Genomic DNA, 18,891 nt, shown 5'->3' with positions numbered 1-18,891 from the left:
GGGGAACCCGATGACCGACACATACACCCGGTTCGTCAGCCACGGACCCGGCCGGGACATTGCCAAGCGGCTCGGGCTCCCGCAGCCGGTGGCCCTACGGCGGTACCGGCCCGGTGCCCCCCTGATCGAGGGGCCGGTCCTGGTTCAGGGCTCCACCAGCGGCGCCGACAGCCTGGCCGCGGCCCTCCTGGCCTGGAACCTCGACGTCCGGCGCCACGCGATCCCGAAGGAGAAGCTCGGCGCCATCATCCTGGTGCTGGACGAGTTGGCCCGTCCCGAGGACCTGGAGCACCCGGTCCTCACGGCGGCCACCTCGCTGCGCGACCTGGCCCCGAATGCCCGTGTCATCACAGTGTCCCGTACGGCGGACTCCGCGGTGGAGCCGGCGACGGCGGCGGCCCGGCACGGCGTGGACGGCCTCCTGCGGTCGCTGGCGAAGGAACTGCGCGCGGGCGCCACAGGGAACGGCATCCTGCTCGCCGCCGGCGCCGACACCACCAGCCCCGGGACGCTGGGGGCGTTGAGGTTCTTCCTGTCCGGCCGCTCGGCGTTCGTGGACGGGCAGTTCCTGACCGTCACCTCCGGTGCGGGGCAGCTTCCCGATGACGTCGAGAAGCCGCTGGCCGGCAAGGTGGCAGTGGTGACGGGCGCCGCCCGGGGCATCGGGGCAGCGATCGCCCGCACCCTGTACCGCGACGGCGCCACGCTCATCCTCGTCGACATCCCGGCCGCGGGCGACCATCTCGCGGCCGTGGCCAACGAGGTCCACGGCACGGCCCTGCAGCTGGATATCAGCCGCAGCGACGCCGGCCAGCGGATCATTGACCACGCCGTGGCACGCCACGGCCGGCTGGACATCGTGATCCACAACGCCGGAATCACCCGTGACAAGCTCCTGGCCAATATGGATGCGGGCCGCTGGAACTCCGTCATCGCGGTCAACATCGCCGCGCAGTTGCGGATCAATGACGCCCTCCTGGCCTCTGAGCACTTCCGCGACTCGCCGCGGATCGTCTCCGTGGCCTCCACAAGCGGGATCGCCGGCAACCGCGGCCAGACCAACTATGCCGCGTCCAAGGGCGGCGTGATCGGCATGGTCCGCGCCACAGCGCCGCTCATCGGCGAGCGCGGCGGGTCCATCAACGCTGTCGCTCCCGGCTTCATCGAAACGGAGATGACCGCGCGGATCCCCTTCGCCACCCGCGAAATCGCGCGCCGGCTCAATTCCCTGCAGCAGGGCGGCCGGCCGGGGGACGTCGCCGAGGCCATCGCGTTCCTTGCCAGCGACGCCGCCGGCGGGATTTCCGGAGAGGTGCTGCGCGTCTGCGGGCAGAATTTGGTGGGCGCATGAGCAGTTCCCAGACCGTCATCCTTGGGGAGATGCCGGCCCTGTCCAAGCTCTACGTCAACGCGGCGGCCACCGCGGCGCGGCGGCGGGTCCTGGGCACCCACGGCGGCACCGAACTGCCGCCTTACACCCACGAAGTCCGCGGCGTGCGGGCCGACGTCACCAACCTGACCGCCTACCAGCACCTGATCGGTGAGACCGCGAGCGATGTCCTGCCCGCCGGGTTCATCCATGCGCTGGCGTTTCCGCTGGCCATGAGCGTGATGAACCGGGACGACTTTCCGCTGCCGCTGCTGGGCATGATCCACCTGAGCAACACGGTGGTGCAGTCCGCGCCGGTGCTGTTCACCGAGGCTCTGGACATCCGTGCCCGGGTGGACAACCTGCGTGGACACAGAGCCGGCACCCAGCTTGATGTCGTGGCCGAGGTCCGGGCCGCCGGGCAAGCGGAAGTCCGGTGGCGCGGGGTCTCGACCTACCTGGCCAAGGGCGTGTTCCTGCCCGGGATCGACAAGCCGTCGGTGCCGGTAGCGCCGCCGCCGTTCTCGGCACCGGATCCCACGGCGATCTGGCAGTTGGGCGTAGACACCGGGCGCGCCTACGCGGCCGTGTCCGGCGACTTCAATCCCATTCACCTAAGCGTCCTGACGGCCAAGGCCATGGGGCTGCGCCGGTCCCTCGCCCATGGCATGTACCTCGCGTCGCGGGCGCTGGCGGACGTCGGTGCCGTCAAGGGGGACTCGTTCAGCTGGGAGGTGGCCTTCGAGGCGCCGGTCTTCCTGCCGGCCCGCGTGGCGCTGGACATCAGCACCGTTCAGGCCGGCGGCGGGGCATGGAAACGCTCCGACTACGTGGCGTGGAACCCGTTGTCCGGGCGGCGGCACTTCAGCGGCTCCGTCGCGGCGCTGTCCTAGCCGGTAGCCGGCCAGGAACGACGGCGGCGCCCGCCCCCCGCACGGGGACGGACGCCGCCGTCATGGTCCGGGCCTTTGGCCGGAGTATCCGGGCGTCAGTCGCTGGCCGCGGAGGACTTCACGACCCGCAGCATCCGGTGCAGGCTCATCAGGATCGACTCGACTGCGCTGGGGGCGTCGGTGGACGTTTCCTCGGCGCCGATCCGTCCCGCCAGCGCCTTGACGGCAGAGTCGGCCGCTTCAATCCGCTCCAACTGCTCTTCCGGGCTCTCCTCCTCGATCGAGCGCAGGATGTCAGCCACGGCGGACATGGCGTCGGCAAGCGGCTCGGTATATTCATCCGGCACCACAAAGGGTGTGTCCTTGGCCCAGATGACATCGGACAGCACCTGCGTCACGTCCTGGACGTGGAAGGTCACCCGCTCAAGATCCCTCAGGTTGCGGTAATCCAGTTCGATGTCCCGAGGGTGGAGCCGGCGCCGGGGATTCGCCCGCCGGCTGGCGTCCGCCTTCTCCACGGCCAGCCGTACGGAGCGCGCGGAGGCTTCGAGCGAGTCGGACCGCTTGGACCAGTCCTCGTGTTCCGGCGGCCAGCTCTCCTTGAGCGCCGTGGCCATGTCCCGGAGCTGCTGGGCGAGTGCCAGGCGAAGTTCCGCGATGCTGAGCTCGGCGGCCCGGAAGTGCAGGGGCGGGAAGACCAGCAGGTTCACAATGATGCCCACCGTGACTCCGACGCCCATCTGGAAGAGGTACCCGAAGGAGAACGTGTCCGGGTTGTGGCCGCCCACGAGCAGGACCAGAAGCGCCGCCGTCGGGATCCAGTCCCGGCCTGCGCCGATCTTAGGAAGTCCGGCCAGGACAACACCAAAAGCCATCACGATCCCGACTGTCAGCGGTGAGGGGCTGCCGAGGATGAAAAGCACAAAGGCCAGTCCAATCCCTATCGCCAGCCCCGCGAGCGTCTGCACTCCCTGCTTCATGGAGCCGGCGACGTTCTCGTACATCGCCACCAGGGCGCCCAGCGGAGCGTAATAGGGGTAGTCGGCCGCGGGGCCGGGCATCAGCGGGGCGATGGCAAAGGCCACGCCCGCGGCCAGTCCTGCCTTCATGGCCAGCTGCAGCCGTGGCCACAGCAGCGCCGAGGACACGTTGTCGGCCACGATCCGCCAGAGCCGCCGGAACACGGAGGGGCCTCCGGTGTGCGTTGCCTCGTCTGTCGTAGTCATCCCGGCTCACCCTAGGCTGGAGATCTTGCTGCGACAAATGGACGAACCCCGGCAGGACAGTGTTTGCCGGTCAGGCTGCGCCGTGTCCCGGGGTGACCTCTTCGCCGGGGCGCACCGGTCCGGGCGGCGTGCCGTCGCCGAACGGCCGGCCGCCCAGTGCTTCGCGGCCGTGGGCGGAGAGCCAGTTGCCCAGCTCCGGTCCGCGCGGGACAACGCCGGTGGGGTTGATGTCCTCGTGGACGATGTAGTAGTGCTGTTTGATCTGCACGAAGTCGGTGGTGTCCCCGAACCCGGGGGTCTGGAAGAGGTCACGGGCGTAGGCCCACAGCACCGGCATCTCGCTGAGCTTCTGCCGGTTGCACTTGAAGTGCCCGTGGTACACGGCGTCGAAGCGCGCCAGGGTCGTGAAGAGCCGGACGTCTGCCTCGGTGATGGTGTCGCCCACGAGGTACCGTTGCCCGCCAAGGCGCTCCTCAAGCCAGTCGAGGGCCGTCCATAGCCGGTCGTAGGCGACGTCGTAGGCTTCCTGGGAACCGGCAAAGCCGCACCGGTAGACGCCGTTGTTCACTTCCGTGAAGACGCGCTTGTTGACGGCGTCTATTTCTTCCCGCAGATGTTCCGGGTATAGCTCCGGCGCGCCGGGGCGGTGGTACTGCGCCCATTCCGTGGAGAAGTCGAGGGTGATCTGGGGGAAGTTGTTGGTCACGACCTGCCCGGTGGGGACGTCCACGATCGCCGGGACCGTGATCCCGCGGGGGTAGCCGGGGAAGCGGCGGAAGTAGGCGTCCTGGATGCGTTCGATCCCGAGGACCGGATCCTTGCCGTCCGGGTCGAGGTCAAAGGTCCAGGACCGGGCATCGTGGGTGGGGCCGGGCTGGCCGAGCGAGATGACGTCCTCCAGGCCCAGGAGCCGGCGCACGATCACCGTGCGGTTGGCCCACGGGCAGGCACGTGCTGCGATGAGCCGGTAACGCCCAGGCTCGACGGGCCAGCCGGGTTCGCCGCTGCGGCCGGGGGCTCCGTCCCGGGTGATCCGGTCCTCGATGTAGTTGGTGTCGCGGGTGAATTCCGCGCCGCCGGTCACGTACGCGCCTTTGGTGCTGAATCCGGGGTCGTCGGTGTGGGTAGTCTGGCTCATGGTCCCAGCCTACGGCGGGGAAATGACGTGTCCGAACACGGCCGTGAACACCGGCGCCATCGGCTGCCACGCAAACCACCAGGCGACGGCCACCACGGCCGCGAAGAGGGTAATCCACACCGCGGCAGGGACCGAGGTGGCCCGGGCCAGCAGATAGGCGTCCGACGTCGTGAGCCTGTCACGGTGCCGGAGATGGACGTTTGCCAGTTTAAGGAGGTCCCTGACGGCGGCGACCAGGAGCGCCAGGCCCAGCACGATCATGACGTGCCCGTTGAACACCGGCGGCACAAACAGCACCAGGAGCGCCGCGGCCAGCACGGCGGCGGCGGTGATGAGCAGGCCCGTGCCGTTGCGGAGGAACAGGAAGGACGCCAGGAGGATCACGGTTCCCACGGACATCGCCGCAGGTCCCCAGCCGTTGAAACCGCACCAGACCATCACGGCGCCAACGACCGCGGGCACGGGGTAGCCCCAGAAGGTGGACCAGGCTGCGGAGGCACGGCTCCTGCTGAACGTCGTGGTGGTGCCGGAGTGATCCAGGCCCAGACGGATACCGCCGAGCCGCTGTCCGGTGGTGAGGGCGGCAAAGGCATGGCCGAGTTCGTGGGTCACCGTGGCGAGCAGTCCAAAGTAGCGCCAGGTGAGGCGGGGCAGGGACACGGCCACGGCCAGCAGGATCACCACGGCGAGCTCGGTGCTGGTCACGTGCGGGCTGGGGGCGTGGCCGAATCCGGCCACGATCCGCTCCCACCATGTCTGGGCCAGGTTCGGTTCCCCGGCCACGAGAAACCGGGTCATGGCCTGCCCGAGGCGTGCTGAGGGATCCGGTACCGTTCGTCGTCAACCATAGGGTGCAAGGCTAGCGTGGACGCTGCGACGGCGTCGAAACGGATCCGGGTCAAGGCCGGGTGCGGCCGTGCCTTACACACGCGGCGGGGCGGACGAACGGGCCGAAAGACCCGTCCGCACGGAGATCCGTGTCCGTAAGGTGGAATCCGACCATCAATCCTGCCCAGCCAGGAGTCACTATGGACAATCCGGACGCCGCGGCCGCAACGCCGCGGAACACGCTGCCCGGGGACGCGGCCGATGAAGTCCGTGCCCTCGAGGCGGTCGAAAGCCATCACACGGCGATGCTCAAGCGCCTCGTCGCCCTGACCGACGCTCTCATCCACGCCGTGACGGCGGGCAAGGCCGTCGCCGAGCACGATGCCCACGAGGTCCTCGTGGAGTGGTGCGAAACCGACCTCCTCCCGCATGCGGTCGCCGAGGAGGGCCCGCTGTACGGGGGAGCGGAAGGCACGCCGGAGGCCCGGCTGCTCGTCGCGGCCCTGCTGGCCGAGCATCAGGCGATAGCTGGAGCGATCGACCAATTGCGCGGAGCCGGTGGCGTGGACGCCGCCGTCGCGGCCGGCACCCTGAGGGGCCTCTTCGCCGTGCACCTGGAGAAGGAGAACCGTCTCCTGCTGCCGTTCCTTGTGGAGCACCCGGACCTGTCGCTGGCGGCGGCCGTCGAGGGGCTCGAAGAACTAGTAGGTGAATCCCACATCCATGGAGGGGGCGCGGGCCGCGGGGGCAGCGTCTAGAGTGGGCGCATGGCGGACCGTACGCACCACGAGAACCCCGACGACTCCGTGCTTCCCGGGCACACCGACACCACAGACGCGCTCCTGCGCGAACTTGCCGCGGCCCATGGCGTCGGTACGACGTACTGGGGCTGGGACGGCATAGAGCGTTCCGTGGCCGCGGACACGCTCCGGGACGTTCTGGGAGCCTTGGGAGTCCCGGCCAACGGGATTGCGGAGCAGCAACGCTCGCTGGCGGAGTCCCGGCTCGCGCCGTGGCGGCGCATCCTCCCGCCGGTCGTTGTACTCAGGGAGGGGGTGCCGGGGGAGGGACGCGATGTCCACGTGGATGTCCACGTGCCGCACGGAAGCCGCGTCCGCGTCTGGATCGACGCCGAGGACGGCAGCAGGCACGAGGCCGCCCAGCAGGAGAACTGGGAACAGCCGGTCGACGTCGACGGCGTCCTCACCGGCCGTGCGACCTTTGCCGTCCCCGGCCACATTGGCCTCGGCTGGCATACCCTGAGGGCGGACGCCGACGGCACGGTGGCCCAGTGTCCGCTGATCGTGACGCCCGGCCGGCTCCGGACCTCGGCCCGGCTCGCCGGACGTCGCTCCTGGGGGTTGACGGCCCAGCTCTACTCCGTGCGGTCCGCCCGGTCGTGGGGGATTGGCGACTTTGCAGACCTCACGGACCTCGCCGTCGTCGCAGGTGAGCAGGGGGCCGGCTTTGTCCTGGTCAATCCGCTGCACGCCGCCGAACCGGTACCGCCTGTGGAAGACTCCCCGTACCTGCCCACCACACGGCGCTTTTTCAATCCCCTCTACCTGCGGGTCGAGGAAATCCCGGAATACGGTTATCTGGACGCACCCGGCCGGGCCGAGGTAGCGCGCCTGGCCGCGAGCCTGCAGGCAGCCAACCAGTCCCGGGACCTCCTGGACCGCAACGCCGCCTACGCGGCGAAGCTGGCCGCCCTGGAACTCGTTTATGCGGTCCGCCGGGGACCAGCCCGCAACCGGCAGTTCGCCGACTTCTGTGCCGAGCAAGGACAGGGACTCGAGGACTTCGCGCTGTGGTGTGCGCTCGCCGAACAACTGCCGCCGTCGGCGCCGGAGTGGGCCGGGGCGGCGGCACACCCGGATTCACCGTACTGTGCCGAGCAGCGTTCAACGCTCGCCGCCCGGATGGATTTCCACCGCTGGCTCCAGTGGCTCTGCGACCAGCAGCTCGAGGCGGCACAGCGCTCGGCGCATCAGGCAGGCATGGAGATCGGCATAGTCCATGACCTCGCGGTCGGCGTGAAACCTGGCGGCGCCGACGCCTGGACCCTGGCCGGTGTCCTGGCCCGGGGCGTGAGCGTGGGCGCACCGCCGGACATGTTCAACCAGCAGGGCCAGAACTGGTCGCAGCCGCCGTGGCATCCGGGCAGGCTCGCCGAATCCGGGTACGCCGCCTACCGCGACATGCTCCGGACTGTGCTGCGGCACGCCGGAGGCATCCGCGTGGACCACATCCTGGGCTTGTTCCGGCTCTGGTGGATCCCCGAGGGCGCCGGCCCGGGCAACGGCACCTACGTCTATTACGACCACGAAGCCCTCATCGGTATCCTCGCGCTGGAGGCTCAACGCGCCGGGGCGATCGTGATCGGTGAGGACCTGGGCGTGTTCGAACCCTGGGTCCGTGACTATCTGGCCGAACGGGGAATCCTCGGCACCTCGATCCTCTGGTTCGAACATGACGCGAATGGCCCCATCCCGCCGGAACACTACCGCCAGCAATGCCTGACGAGCGTGAACACGCACGATCTTCCCCCGACGGCGGGCTACCTCGCCGGTGAGCACGTCACCTTGCGGGAATCGCTGGGGCTTTTGGGGCGCCCCGTGGATGAGGAACGCGCCGAGGCAGCGGCCGAGCAGGAGGCCGTCCTGGCGCAGGTCCGGGCCCGCGGATTGCTGGCGGAAGGCGGCGGCACGGACGGCCCGGATTTCCGGACGACGGTCGAGGCGCTCTATGCCTACACGGCGCTGGCACCGTCCGCGCTGCTGGGCGTGGCGCTCGTGGACGCCGTGGGGGAGTCGCGGACCCAGAACCAGCCGGGCACCAGCACCGAGTATCCGAACTGGCGCATCCCGCTGGCCGGGCCCGAGGGCGTCGTCCTGATCGATGACCTGCCGGCCAATGAGCGCTTCCTGTCCCTCCTGGGTACGGTCCGGAGTGCACTCCATTGCGCCACTGATGAGTGATCTGCTGAACCAGTAGGTCAGGTATTTCCCGGCCTACACACAGGAACGGGTGCCCATAATGGTCCCGAAGCTCCGGTCAACCGCTATTTGGTCGGAGCTTCGCCACGTCCGAGTGCACCCGGCTGTCTCCGGTGAAGCTAAGCCTTGTCCTCGACGAGGATGACCAGGGTCTCGGGCAGTACGCCGTCGTAGGCCATCGCCTCGCCCATTGCTTCGCTTTGCATCGCAGCCTTGAATGCGTCCAAGTCAGGAACGTCCATCACTACCGCAACGTGCTTGGGGTTCTGCGGGTCGACGAACGTGCGGATGTTGGTGACGCCAAGAGGGCCGAACACCTCTTCGCGCTTGGGTGAGGCAAGCCAGTGATCCTTGTCTTTGATGTCGTGGTGGCCGATTATGGTTGGCATGGCGCATCCTCTCTTAGGGGGCCAGCGGTCCGCAGGCCCACTGCGCCGAAGGCTACTCGCCGCTCCATAGCCGGGCAAGACTATTTTCTTGCCGCATGCCGCCGGGATCTGCGTGCCTTCTGAATGGCCGCGCTCCACGGGATGGCCGCCCGACTCGTTTACCGGGTTTCCCGGTCACTCTCCTGCGATAAGGGCCTTTGGGCACAGGCCGGACGCACGTGTTCGTTCCTACAATGAATCATGGCCGCCGACGTAACCGAGGTGGAACACAAGTACAGCCCGGCGGAATCTGCTGCCCTTCCGCAGCTGGCCGCTCTTCCGGGAGTAGGCCGCGTGGGCGAGGCCGCCATCGAGGAGCTGGACGCTGTCTATTTTGACACCGAAGAACTGGCACTGGCCGCTCAGCGAATCACCCTGCGGCGGCGCACCGGCGGCCAGGATGCGGGGTGGCACCTGAAGCTCCCGCTCGCCGCGGAGGGACGCCGTGAAATCACGGAGCCGCTTGGAAGCGATCAGGGTCCGGTCCCGGAGCGTCTGCGTCAGTTGGTGCAGGTTCATGCCCGGAGTCACGGGCTGGTGCCGGTCGCACGGCTCAAGACCCGGCGGAACTCGATTCCCCTGTATTCCGCCCAAGGCACGGTCCTGGCCTCGTTCAGCGACGACCGGGTGGAAGCGCAAACCTTCCTGACCCCCGCGGAACGGTCGCGGTGGCGGGAATGGGAAATTGAACTCGTCGACGGCACCAGACAGCTGCTGGCCGACGCGGATGATGTGCTCGCCGCGGACGGAGTCCCCGTGGCCGCCCTGCCGTCCAAGCTGGCCAGGGCGCTCGGTTCTAACGTACCTGTGAGTCCCGCAGCGGTGCCCGACCCGCGCCGGCACGGGCCGGCGTCGGACGTCCTGCTGTTGTACCTGTCCCAACAGGTTCAGGCCCTCAAGGAGCACGATCCGGGTGTCCGCACTGACGAGCCGGATGCCGTGCATCAGCTGCGGGTGGCCGCGCGCCGGTTGCGGTCGGCGCTGGCGTCGTTCCGGACGCTCATGGACGCCACGACGCCCCGGTTCCTAAGGGCAGAGCTCCAGTGGCTGGCCGGCGCTGTTGGTGAGGCGCGGGACACCGAAGTCATGCGGGCCAGACTGAAGGACCTGATGAGTGCCGAGCCCGCTGAGCTGTTGATGGGTCCGGTTGCGCAGCAGATCGAGGAGAACCTTGGCGCCACCTATCGCCAGGCCCATGCTGCAGGGTTAGCGGCGCTGGACAGCGACCGCTACTTCCGCCTCCTCGATTCCCTCGATGCCCTGGTTGCCGGACCGCCCCTCACGGACGCTGCAAGCCGGGATGCACGGCGGACAATTGGCCTTCTTGTCTTGGCTGAACGCAAACGGTTGAAGAAAGCCGTTCGCGCCGCGATCAGCGCGACCGGAACGGCGCCGGAGGATGCCGCACTGCATGAAGTCCGGAAATGCGCCAAGCGCTTGCGCTATGCCGCCGAAGCGGCAGCCCCGATTTTCAGCAAGCAGGCAACGTCCCTTGCTCAAACCGCGGAGGGGATCCAGGAGATCCTCGGGGACCTCCAGGACAGCGTCGTAACCCGGGAAACCCTTCGAATGCTGGCGGCCCAGACCGCGGCGGGCGGGGGCAACGGATTCAGCTATGGGCGCCTCCACGCACTGGAGCAGCAGCGCGGCGAGGAGGCCCGCGCCAGCTTCTACCGCGCGTGGCGGAAGTCCAGGCCGGAGCCTCTCCACTGGAACTAGACACCGTTCCCAACCGCAGAGAGAGCCCTATGACCGAACCCCGCACCGGCTTGCCGGCCATCTGGTCAGACGGACTCGGCCGCGCGAGCATCCGCGCCGTCCAAGCCCTGGCGGTGGCTGCCCTTGCCTACGCGATCATTTGGGCGGCCACGCGCATCCCGCTTGTCATCATCCCGGTCCTGATCGCCGTCATCCTGGCTGCAGCGATTTCCCCGCTCGTCCGCTGGCTCACCGGGCATGCCTGGCCGCGCGCCCTCGCCGTCGTTGCCTCCTTCGTGGCCATCCTCGCAGTCGTCGGAGGCATCATCACGGGCATCGTTTTCCTGGTGAACAACCAGTGGGCAGAGCTCTCAGCCCGCGCCGCTGCGGGGATTGACCAACTGCATGCCTTCCTGAATAACGGGCCGGTCCCCGTCACCGACCGACAGATCACCGCAGCCATCGACTCTGCCCGGGTGTTCCTCACTTCCAGCACCTTCGGTGCAGAAGCCCTCACCGGGGCACGGACCGTGGGGGAAATCTTCACCGGCGCGTTACTGATGGTCGTGACCTTGTTCTTTTTCCTCAAGGACGGCCTTGAGATCCGGACCTTTCTCATCGGCTACCTTCCCGCGGACCACCGCGCCCGGGCACGCCTGGCCGCGGACCGCAGCACCGCCGTCCTGGGCGGGTACGTCCGCGGCACTGCCATCGTCGCCGCAATCGACGGCCTCACCGTCGGGATCGCCCTCGCCGTTATGGGAGTTCCGCTGGCCCTCCCGCTGGGTGTGTTCATCTTCATGGGCGGATTCATCCCCATCGTCGGTGCCACAGTCGCAGGCACCCTGGCGATTGCCGTCGCGCTGGTCTCCAACGGTCCCATCCAGGCGCTGATCGTCCTCGCCATCGTCATCGCGGTGAACCAGCTCGAACACCACTTCCTGCAGCCGGTCCTGATGGGCAAAGTGCTCAGCATCCACGGGCTCGCCATCCTGCTCGTCCTGGCCGCCGGCACCATCCTCGCCGGAATCGTCGGCGCGCTGCTGGCCGTTCCGATCACCGCCGTCGCCTGGACCGTCCTCAAGACGTGGACCGAAAAAGATCAGCTGCCCGGACCGGAGATGCCGGTGCCCGAGCTGCCGGACGGAGAGCCCCTTGAGTGAGAGGGCATGAAATGCCCTGTCGTGGACATCCCGGCGTAGCTGGTCCAGAATCGGAATGTGCCCCCGGCCAAGCAATACGGGCTTTTCTTCGAAGGTGACATGCCGCCGCGGCGCTCCCTGCGCACTGCGTGGCTGTTGGCATTGTTCTTGGGCTTCACGGGCGCGGACCGGTTCTACCTTCACCGCCCCGTCACCGGCACCCTGAAGCTGTTGACGCTCGGCGGTGCCGGCATCTGGTGGCTCATTGACCTGTTCCGGATCACCGAAGAATACGCTGCCGACGGTGCATCAATGCCCTTAGTCGGGACTAACTCCCTGCGACGCGGCCTGCGCACGGCCTCAATTGTCCTGGTCGGCGCCCTCACGGGTGCGCTGTTCTGCGTCACCGCGGCCCCCGTCACCGGGACTGTCACCGCCACTGTCACCGCCGTAAACGCCCTGCTGCACCCGGCCCCGCCGCCACCGGCGAAGGAGTGGGTCACCGTCGCGGAGGCCTCGGGCACGAAACCCCCGGGGCCGGTCGTGACCGTTACCGGCAAGCTCCACATCGAGTACACCTTCACCGGGCCCGCCGTCGCCTACCTCCAACCCGTGAAAGGGCCGGCGCTCACCGTGCTGTCCCTGGTCAAGGCCGGCGCCGGGGCGATCGGCCTCACCCTGGCCCCGGGAACGTACACACTGATAGTCAGCACCACCGGCACCATCTGGCACCTCACGGCCCAGGAATACCGTCTACCCGGGTAGGGCAGGACGGAGTAACACACGGTCCTGGTCGCCCGGAAAATGTTCACTTTCACGGAGTACTCCGTCCGGGTGGAACAAAGACAAACCGGCGGGAAGGGCATCGGAAGGCGATCCCGGCCGGCTTTCTTTTTTGCCTTGACTCCGGGTAAGCAACGGGCGCACAGTGATGGCCTGTGGCTGGGGCAGTACACATCCATATCGCAAACCGGGCATGCCGGTCACGACCGACTATTGTCCGTACCTGCTTGACGGAGAACCCCCATGCCAGACATCGGCTTCCAGCACCACGTTCCGGCCAGTGCACCATCGACGGACAGTCCGCGTCCTCGATGGAGAGCCGCTCTGGTGGCCGTGGTCCTGGCCCTCGCCGGCCTCCTTGGGGTCGCGCCACCGGCCCAGGCAATCTATAACGGAACCATCCTCAGCCCCAACAAATACCCGTGGGCCGTGAGAATCCAGCTTGTCTATCCCGGTGGTGCCGTCGCTACCTGCAGCGGGGCCTTGATCAGCTCCTATGCGGTCGTCACTGCCGCTCACTGCCTTCACTACAACGGCGGAACGCCACGAACAGCGGACGTCACGTTCCACTATGGATCTCACCCCGGGCAATTCACCGTGCCGGTCCCGGTCTCGCAGGGAGGGCTGATTGTCCACCCGGGCTTCAACGAGTCGTTGCTCAGGGACGACATCGGCGTACTCCATCTGGCGCATCCCGTGGCTGAAGCGCCAATTCCGCTGGCCACAGTGAGTCCTCCGGCGAACACCAGCGTCGTGCTAGCCGGCTACGGCTGCCTCGGAGACCCGTTCCTCAGCCATCAAAGCTGCCCTCTCGGCCTGCCTGCCAGCCTCGCGGCGATGTCCACGAGAGTAGTCGCCTCGGGGTCATGTTCGTCCATCACCGGGGAATGGAGTTTCTGCACCTTCTCGCGCGCCAAATCTGCCAACCACGGCGACAGCGGGGGGCCGGTGCTGCGGACGGAAAACGGCGTTCTCAAGCTTGTCGGGATCATCTCTGCCTACGAAGACCCGCCCGCGGCGAAGTACCTCGACTTATCGACGTCGATCCCGTACGAGTCATCCTGGATCCGGGCGACACACAGCGGGGTCTGAGTTGCACAAAAAAACACCCTGGAATCCTTTGATTCCAGGGTGTTTCCCGTTGTGCGCGGAGGGGGACTTGAACCCCCACCCCCTTTCGAGGACTAGCACCTCAAGCTAGCGCGTCTGCCATTCCGCCACCCGCGCAGGTGGTAATTCCGAGTTCGTTTCGCCTTTCAGCGTTTTGCTTTTCTCGGAAGCAGCGAGAAAGACTCTAGCACGACTTTTCCGGAAACAAATAATCGGGGTCAGCGGGGGTGGTGTGGGTAGGCTGAAGCCAGCAATTGAGCCACCCGCCACGAGGAGCCGCTATGACTGACAACCGGACCGACATCAGGCCCGAGGACGAGGTCGTCAGGATCTGCCAGGAGCTGATCCGGATCGATACATCCAACTACGGCGACGGCTCCGGCCCCGGTGAACGCGCGGCCGCCGAGTACACCGCCGGGCTCATGGCCGAAGTCGGGCTGGACGCCGAAATCTTCGAGGCGGCCCCGGGGCGGGCCAGCGTGGTGACCCGGCTGGCGGGGGAGGACCCCTCCGCCAGCGCCCTCGTGGTCCACGGCCACCTGGATGTGGTGCCGGCCCTCCGCGAGCAGTGGTCGGTGGACCCCTTCGGCGCCGAACTCAAAGACGGCCTGATCTGGGGACGCGGCGCGGTGGACATGAAGGACATGGACGCCATGATCCTGTCCGTGCTGCGCAACTTCGCCCGTACGGGCCGCAAGCCCAAGCGCGACATCATCTTCGCGTTTTTCGCCGACGAGGAAGCCGGCGGCACCTACGGGGCCCGCTACGCGGTCGACAAGCGCCCCGAACTCTTTGAGGGCGCCACGGAGGCGATCTCGGAGGTCGGCGGCTTCTCCGCGACCATCGGCGGGCAGCGCACATATCTGCTCCAGACGGCCGAGAAGGGCCTCTCCTGGCTCCGCCTCGTCGCCCACGGCCGCGCGGGCCACGGCTCGCAGATCAACACGGACAACGCTGTGACGCGGCTCGCCGGCGCGGTCTCCCGGATCGGTGCCTACAACTGGCCGATCGAACTCACTCCCACCACGCGGCAGTTCCTCGACGGTGTGACCGAACTCACGGGCGTCGAATTCGATCCGGACGATCCGGACAAGATCCTCAAGGAACTCGGTACCGTGGCCCGGTTCGTCGGCGCCACGCTGCAGAACACCACCAACCCCACGCTGCTCAAGGGCGGCTACAAGCACAACGTCATCCCTGAATCCGCCGAGGCCCTCATCGACTGCCGCACCCTGCCCGGGCAGGAGGAGCACGTGCTGGAGATCGTCCGCGAACTCGCCGGGACCGGCGTGGACATCAGCTACGTGCACAACGACGTCTCACTGGAAGTGCCGTTCGCCGGGAACCTCGTCGATTCAATGATCGACGCCCTGCACTCCGAGGACCCCGGCGCCAAGGTCCTGCCCTACACGCTCTCCGGCGGAACGGACAACAAGTCCCTGAGCCGGCTCGGCATCACCGGTTACGGTTTTGCCCCGCTGATGCTTCCGGACGAGCTCGACTTCACCGGCATGTTCCACGGCGTGGACGAGCGCGTCCCGGCTGATTCCCTGAAGTTCGGTGCGCGGGTGCTGAACACCCTGCTCACCAACTACTGAGCGGACACCCCGCCATGACGCCCGAGGACATCCTCGCCGGGCCACTGCTGGAACGGATCCGCGGCCGCGCCGCCGGCTATGACCGCGACAACGCCTTCTTCCATGAGGACCTCGCGGACCTGACGGCGGCCGGGTACCTGAAGATCTTCGTCCCGGCGGCCGACGGCGGCCTGGGACTCGGTCTGGCCGATGCGGCGCAGCTGCAACGCCGGCTCGCTACGGCGGCGCCGGCCACCGCGCTGGCGGTCAACATGCACCTGGTCTGGACCGGCGTCGCGCACGTCCTGGCCGCCCGGGGCGACTCCTCACTGGATTTCGTCCTCAAGGACGCTGCACGGGGGGAGGTCTTCGCGTTCGGGAATTCGGAGGCCGGGAACGACTCCGTGCTGTTCGATTCCCTCACCGAGGCCGTCCCCTTGCCCGACGGCGGCTACAGCTTCACCGGCCGCAAGATCTTCACGAGCCTGTCCCCGGCCTGGACCCGGCTGGGGATCTTCGGGAAGGACGCCTCCGCCGCGGACGGTGCCGGGGAACTGGTCCACGGATTCATCACGCGGGACACGCCCGGGTACAAGATCCTGCCCGACTGGGACACCCTCGGCATGCGGGCCAGCCAGTCCAATACGACGGTCCTGGACGGTGCCGTCGTGCCGGCGGAGCGGATCTTCCGGAAGCTTCCGGTGGGTCCCAACGCGGATCCCTTGATTTTCGCGATCTTTGCCTGCTTCGAGACCCTGCTTGCAGCGGTGTACACGGGCATCGGGGAACGGGCGCTCACGCTCGGGGTGGAGGCCGTGAAGCGCCGGACATCCTTCAAGAACGGCGGCCGCAGTTACGCCCAGGATCCGGATATCCGCTGGAAGGTGGCAGAAGCGGCGATGGCCATGGATGCGCTCTACCCGCAACTGTCCCGCGTGGCAGCCGACGTCGACGAACTCGCGGACATGGGCAACCAGTGGTTCCCCCGGCTCGTGGGCCTCAAGGTCCGGGCGACGGAAACCGCCCGGACCGTGGTGGATCTCGCCATCCGGGTGTCCGGAGGCTCCAGCTACTTCCGCGGCTCCGAGCTCGAGCGGCTGTACCGGGACGTGCTCGCGGGCATGTTCCACCCGTCGGACGATGAATCAGCGCACAACACCGTGGCGAACGCCTGGCTGGGTCCGCTGGACACGCCCTGACTGGACACGGCCTGGAGCGGCCTGGAGCGGCCCGGGGCGTCTTAGACGGTGCGCTGGACCTGGATGACCTTGCGGCGCAGCCAGAAGCGGCGTCCGCCGCCGACATAGAGGCGGCTGCGCTCCAGCTCCCATTTGCCGTACTCGGAATGCTCCACGAGCCGGCGCCGGGCCTCGGGCAGAGAATCCTCAGGACCGACCGTCAGGACGAGGTACTCGTACTGCTTGACATAGTCCCGTTCCCGCCGGACCGAGCTGCTCAGAAAATGTTCTTTCATTGCTCTCCATTTTCGTCTTTTTCCGGCTAACGTGAAGTCATGAGCATCGATCCGCGTGTCGCGCTTCAATCCCTGACCTCTGCACTGGAAGAACACCTGGCGGCCGTCTCCGCCCGCAGGAGTGACGGGGATCCCGCGGTCGAAGCGGCGTTCTTCGCCGTTGCTGATGCCTTTGAAGTCTACGACGACGCTCTGTACGAAGCGTACGGCGAAGTGACGCCCCTCGAAGTGATCGACGGCGACGAAGAGGACGAGGACGACGAGGACGTCGACGACGAAGAAGACCTCGAAATCCTGCAGAACTCAGAGAACTAGGCCCGTAAAACGTGGTCGAATCCGCCCGGGCCCGGGCCCGCGCCCACGGCTAGCAGAAGGCACCCCGGCAGCCCTTAGACGGGGTCGGAGACGTCTTCGAGCGCCTGCGCGATCTCCGGGGGGAGCGGGGCGAGTGTCGCGTCCAGGATCTCCTTGAGCTGCACCGGGGTCCGTGCACCGACGACGGCGGTGGCCACCCCCTGCTGGGACAGGAGCCAGCTCAGCGACACGTCCAAGGCCGTCCGGCCAAGCCCCTTCGCCGCCATGGCGACCGCCTCGACCACGCTGGACGCCGGCGCCTCGAGATAGGGCTCCACATAGGTGGCGAGCCGCTGCTGGGCGGCCCGGGAGTCCGCGGGGATGTGACCCCGGTACTTTCCGCTCAGGACACCCCGTCCCAGCGGACCCCAGGCCATGAGGCCAAGCCCCGCGTCCTCGATCGCCGGAATCAGCTCAATCTCCGCGGTGCGCTGCAGGAGAGAATATTCGGACTGGTTGGCGACCAGGGGAAAGCCCGCGATCGCGGCGGCCTTAGCCGTCTGCCAGCCGTTGAAGTTGGAAACGCCGACGTAGCGCGCCCTGCCGGAACGTACCGCGAAGTCGAGGGCGGAAAGGGTTTCCTCGAGCGGCACGTTGGGGTCCCAGGCATGTGCCAACCACAGGTCCACATAGTCCGTTCCCAGCCGCGCCAGGCTCGCGTCAAGACCCGAGAGCATCCCGTTGCGGGACGTGTCGACGCTGCGGCGGCCGTCCGTCGTCGTGAGTCCGGCTTTCGTGGAGATCACCACCTCGGAGCGGGCGACGACGTCGCCCAGCATGCCGCCGAGCATGGCCTCGGCCTGCCCGTCAGCGTAGGAAGCAGCTGTATCGATCAGCGTCCCGCCGCCATCGACGAAGGCCCGCAGCAGGGCGGCGGCATCCTGTTCCTCGGTTTCCCGGGCCCAGGACATGGTGCCAAGGGAAAGGGCGGACACGCGCAACCCACTGTTGCCGACATAACGCTGCTGCATGTCAGCAAGCTTACGGGGATTCGGGCTGCTTCATAACGTAGGGTCTATAAACGTGAACTGGATACAAGCGGCTCTGCTGGGCCTCGTACAGGGACTGACCGAGTTCCTCCCGATCTCCTCGAGCGCCCATCTGCGGATTGTCGGTGCTTTCCTCCCGAACGCGGCCGACCCCGGCGCGGCCTTCACGGCCATCACGCAACTGGGCACCGAGACGGCGGTGATCGTCTATTTCTGGCGCGACATCCTGCGGATCATCCGCGCCTGGACCGGTTCGCTCACCGGCAAAGTGTCCCGGCAGGACCCGGATGCGCGCATGGGCTGGCTCGTGATCCTGGGCAGCATCCCGATCATCGTCCTCGGCCTTCTCTTCCAGGACCAGATCGAATCCGTGCTCCGCAGCCTCTGGGGGGTCGCGACCATGCTGATTCTGTTCGGCATGGTCCTGGCCGTGGCCGACACAGTCGGCAAGCAGAACCGCGACCTCACGCAACTAACCTACAAACACGGCCTTTATTACGGCCTCGCCCAGGCCCTGGCCCTGTTCCCGGGCGTGTCCCGCTCCGGCGGCACGATCAGCGCCGGCCTGCTCATGGGCTACACCCGCGAGGCGGCGGCCCGGTACTCGTTCCTGCTGGCGATCCCCGCAGTCTTCGGCAGCGGCCTCTACCAGCTGTACAAAGTGGTCTCCAAAGAAGGCATCACCGGCCCCTACGGCCTCCCGGAAACGGCCCTGGCCACCGTGATCGCCTTCGCTGTGGGCTATGTCATCATCGGCTGGTTCCTCAAGTACGTCTCAACCCGCGGCTACCGGCTGTTCGTCTGGTACCGGATCCTCCTGGGCATGGCCCTGTACCTGCTGCTCGGTTTCAATGTCATCAGCGCCTAGCACTAGGCTTGGGCT

18 protein-coding genes and 1 tRNA gene are annotated in these 18,891 nt (G+C 67.5%); 12 read left to right on the top strand and 7 right to left on the bottom strand.

Annotation, left to right across the window (positions count from 1 at the left end):
* Window positions 1-10: 10 nt before the first annotated feature.
* Together C9424_RS04360 and C9424_RS04355 are read left to right on the top strand one after the other, a co-directional pair.
* Window positions 11-1,351 carry a 3-oxoacyl-ACP reductase gene (locus C9424_RS04360; RefSeq protein ID WP_116765698.1) on the top strand — a complete coding sequence of 447 codons (1,341 nt, stop codon included), beginning with the start codon at window positions 11-13 and terminating at the stop codon, window positions 1,349-1,351.
* On the top strand, window positions 1,348-2,262 hold the full coding sequence (locus tag C9424_RS04355) for a MaoC family dehydratase (RefSeq protein WP_116765697.1): 915 nt from the start codon (window positions 1,348-1,350) through the stop codon (window positions 2,260-2,262). Before C9424_RS04360 ends, C9424_RS04355 begins: the two co-directional genes overlap by 4 nt.
* Window positions 2,263-2,357: 95 nt before the next feature.
* On the opposite strand, the gene C9424_RS04350 is transcribed toward C9424_RS04355, so the two are convergent.
* From C9424_RS04350 to C9424_RS04340, 3 genes are all read right to left on the bottom strand, one after another.
* Entirely contained in the window at window positions 2,358-3,371 is a 1,014-nt protein-coding gene (locus tag C9424_RS04350) for an FUSC family protein (RefSeq protein WP_442862011.1), read from the bottom strand.
* 187 nt (window positions 3,372-3,558) lie between these two features.
* The gene (locus C9424_RS04345) at window positions 3,559-4,626 is read right to left on the bottom strand and encodes a glutathione S-transferase family protein (protein ID WP_116765695.1); all 1,068 of its coding nucleotides are present in this window, start codon (window positions 4,624-4,626) and stop codon (window positions 3,559-3,561) included.
* Window positions 4,627-4,635: 9 nt separating this feature from the next.
* Window positions 4,636-5,424, bottom strand: a complete 789-nt coding sequence (locus C9424_RS04340) for a M50 family metallopeptidase (protein WP_116765694.1) — start codon at window positions 5,422-5,424, stop codon at window positions 4,636-4,638.
* Window positions 5,425-5,654: 230 nt separating this feature from the next.
* On the opposite strand from C9424_RS04340, the gene C9424_RS04335 reads away from it, so the two are divergent.
* Together C9424_RS04335 and malQ are read left to right on the top strand one after the other, a co-directional pair.
* Window positions 5,655-6,212: a hemerythrin domain-containing protein gene (locus C9424_RS04335; RefSeq protein WP_116765693.1), complete on the top strand. Its 558-nt coding sequence runs from the start codon at window positions 5,655-5,657 to the stop codon at window positions 6,210-6,212.
* A gap of 9 nt (window positions 6,213-6,221) precedes the next feature.
* Entirely contained in the window at window positions 6,222-8,435 is a 2,214-nt protein-coding gene (malQ, locus tag C9424_RS04330) for a 4-alpha-glucanotransferase (RefSeq protein WP_116765692.1), read from the top strand.
* A 137-nt stretch (window positions 8,436-8,572) separates the two neighbouring features.
* Here the strand turns inward: malQ and C9424_RS04325 are convergent, their stop codons facing one another.
* A complete protein-coding gene (locus C9424_RS04325) occupies window positions 8,573-8,842 on the bottom strand; it encodes a hypothetical protein (protein ID WP_116765691.1) in 270 nt (89 codons plus the stop codon).
* A 240-nt stretch (window positions 8,843-9,082) separates the two neighbouring features.
* Here C9424_RS04325 and C9424_RS04320 point away from each other — a divergent pair, with 240 nt between their 5' ends.
* The 4 genes from C9424_RS04320 (at window position 9,083) to C9424_RS04305 (ending at window position 13,596) form a co-directional block, all read left to right on the top strand.
* The gene (locus C9424_RS04320) at window positions 9,083-10,600 is read left to right on the top strand and encodes a CYTH and CHAD domain-containing protein (protein WP_116765690.1); all 1,518 of its coding nucleotides are present in this window, start codon (window positions 9,083-9,085) and stop codon (window positions 10,598-10,600) included.
* A 29-nt stretch (window positions 10,601-10,629) separates the two neighbouring features.
* Window positions 10,630-11,742, top strand: a complete 1,113-nt coding sequence (locus C9424_RS04315) for an AI-2E family transporter (RefSeq protein WP_237563288.1) — start codon at window positions 10,630-10,632, stop codon at window positions 11,740-11,742.
* Between the two features lie 57 nt (window positions 11,743-11,799).
* Entirely contained in the window at window positions 11,800-12,486 is a 687-nt protein-coding gene (locus C9424_RS04310; protein ID WP_237563287.1) for a TM2 domain-containing protein, read from the top strand.
* A gap of 261 nt (window positions 12,487-12,747) precedes the next feature.
* Window positions 12,748-13,596 (top strand): S1 family peptidase, encoded by an 849-nt coding sequence (locus C9424_RS04305; protein WP_116765688.1) that lies wholly within the window; start codon window positions 12,748-12,750, stop codon window positions 13,594-13,596.
* A gap of 52 nt (window positions 13,597-13,648) precedes the next feature.
* Here C9424_RS04305 and C9424_RS04300 read toward each other — a convergent pair.
* Window positions 13,649-13,731: transfer RNA gene (locus tag C9424_RS04300), tRNA-Leu, on the bottom strand.
* Window positions 13,732-13,895: 164 nt separating this feature from the next.
* On the opposite strand from C9424_RS04300, the gene C9424_RS04295 reads away from it, so the two are divergent.
* Window positions 13,896-15,212: a M20/M25/M40 family metallo-hydrolase gene (locus C9424_RS04295; RefSeq protein WP_116765687.1), complete on the top strand. Its 1,317-nt coding sequence runs from the start codon at window positions 13,896-13,898 to the stop codon at window positions 15,210-15,212.
* A gap of 14 nt (window positions 15,213-15,226) precedes the next feature.
* Window positions 15,227-16,390 (top strand): acyl-CoA dehydrogenase family protein, encoded by a 1,164-nt coding sequence (locus tag C9424_RS04290; protein ID WP_116765686.1) that lies wholly within the window; start codon window positions 15,227-15,229, stop codon window positions 16,388-16,390.
* A gap of 41 nt (window positions 16,391-16,431) precedes the next feature.
* On the opposite strand, the gene C9424_RS04285 is transcribed toward C9424_RS04290, so the two are convergent.
* Window positions 16,432-16,665, bottom strand: a complete 234-nt coding sequence (locus tag C9424_RS04285; protein ID WP_018772920.1) for a DUF5703 family protein — start codon at window positions 16,663-16,665, stop codon at window positions 16,432-16,434.
* 39 nt (window positions 16,666-16,704) lie between these two features.
* Between C9424_RS04285 and C9424_RS04280 the strand changes: the two genes are divergently transcribed.
* Window positions 16,705-16,980, top strand: a complete 276-nt coding sequence (locus C9424_RS04280) for a hypothetical protein (protein ID WP_091254200.1) — start codon at window positions 16,705-16,707, stop codon at window positions 16,978-16,980.
* A gap of 74 nt (window positions 16,981-17,054) precedes the next feature.
* Here the strand turns inward: C9424_RS04280 and C9424_RS04275 are convergent, their stop codons facing one another.
* Window positions 17,055-17,990 (bottom strand): aldo/keto reductase, encoded by a 936-nt coding sequence (locus C9424_RS04275; protein WP_116765685.1) that lies wholly within the window; start codon window positions 17,988-17,990, stop codon window positions 17,055-17,057.
* 52 nt (window positions 17,991-18,042) lie between these two features.
* Between C9424_RS04275 and C9424_RS04270 the strand changes: the two genes are divergently transcribed.
* Window positions 18,043-18,876, top strand: coding sequence for an undecaprenyl-diphosphate phosphatase (locus tag C9424_RS04270; RefSeq protein ID WP_116765684.1), 834 nt, complete (start codon window positions 18,043-18,045; stop codon window positions 18,874-18,876).
* Window positions 18,877-18,891 lie beyond the last annotated feature (15 nt).

The sequence above is a fragment of the Arthrobacter sp. H-02-3 genome (assembly GCF_003097355.1).
GTDB lineage: Bacteria > Actinomycetota > Actinomycetes > Actinomycetales > Micrococcaceae > Arthrobacter > Arthrobacter humicola.
This window is presented reverse-complemented; position numbering and strand designations above follow the sequence as displayed.

What these genes read in the sequence shown, in the direction of transcription:
- C9424_RS04360 (WP_116765698.1), top strand. Translation starts at nt 11, where the DNA reads ATGACCGACACATACACCCGGTTCGTCAGCCACGGACCCGGCCGGGAC.
- C9424_RS04305 (WP_116765688.1), top strand. Translation starts at nt 12,748, where the DNA reads ATGCCAGACATCGGCTTCCAGCACCACGTTCCGGCCAGTGCACCATCG.
- C9424_RS04315 (WP_237563288.1), top strand. Translation starts at nt 10,630, where the DNA reads ATGACCGAACCCCGCACCGGCTTGCCGGCCATCTGGTCAGACGGACTC.
- C9424_RS04355 (WP_116765697.1), top strand. Translation starts at nt 1,348, where the DNA reads ATGAGCAGTTCCCAGACCGTCATCCTTGGGGAGATGCCGGCCCTGTCC.
- C9424_RS04335 (WP_116765693.1), top strand. Translation starts at nt 5,655, where the DNA reads ATGGACAATCCGGACGCCGCGGCCGCAACGCCGCGGAACACGCTGCCC.
- C9424_RS04320 (WP_116765690.1), top strand. Translation starts at nt 9,083, where the DNA reads ATGGCCGCCGACGTAACCGAGGTGGAACACAAGTACAGCCCGGCGGAA.
- C9424_RS04280 (WP_091254200.1), top strand. Translation starts at nt 16,705, where the DNA reads ATGAGCATCGATCCGCGTGTCGCGCTTCAATCCCTGACCTCTGCACTG.
- C9424_RS04285 (WP_018772920.1), bottom strand. Translation starts at nt 16,665, where the DNA reads ATGAAAGAACATTTTCTGAGCAGCTCGGTCCGGCGGGAACGGGACTAT.
- malQ (WP_116765692.1), top strand. Translation starts at nt 6,222, where the DNA reads ATGGCGGACCGTACGCACCACGAGAACCCCGACGACTCCGTGCTTCCC.
- C9424_RS04345 (WP_116765695.1), bottom strand. Translation starts at nt 4,626, where the DNA reads ATGAGCCAGACTACCCACACCGACGACCCCGGATTCAGCACCAAAGGC.
- C9424_RS04350 (WP_442862011.1), bottom strand. Translation starts at nt 3,371, where the DNA reads ATGAAGGCAGGACTGGCCGCGGGCGTGGCCTTTGCCATCGCCCCGCTG.
- C9424_RS04340 (WP_116765694.1), bottom strand. Translation starts at nt 5,424, where the DNA reads ATGACCCGGTTTCTCGTGGCCGGGGAACCGAACCTGGCCCAGACATGG.
- C9424_RS04275 (WP_116765685.1), bottom strand. Translation starts at nt 17,990, where the DNA reads ATGCAGCAGCGTTATGTCGGCAACAGTGGGTTGCGCGTGTCCGCCCTT.
- C9424_RS04290 (WP_116765686.1), top strand. Translation starts at nt 15,227, where the DNA reads ATGACGCCCGAGGACATCCTCGCCGGGCCACTGCTGGAACGGATCCGC.
- C9424_RS04325 (WP_116765691.1), bottom strand. Translation starts at nt 8,842, where the DNA reads ATGCCAACCATAATCGGCCACCACGACATCAAAGACAAGGATCACTGG.
- C9424_RS04295 (WP_116765687.1), top strand. Translation starts at nt 13,896, where the DNA reads ATGACTGACAACCGGACCGACATCAGGCCCGAGGACGAGGTCGTCAGG.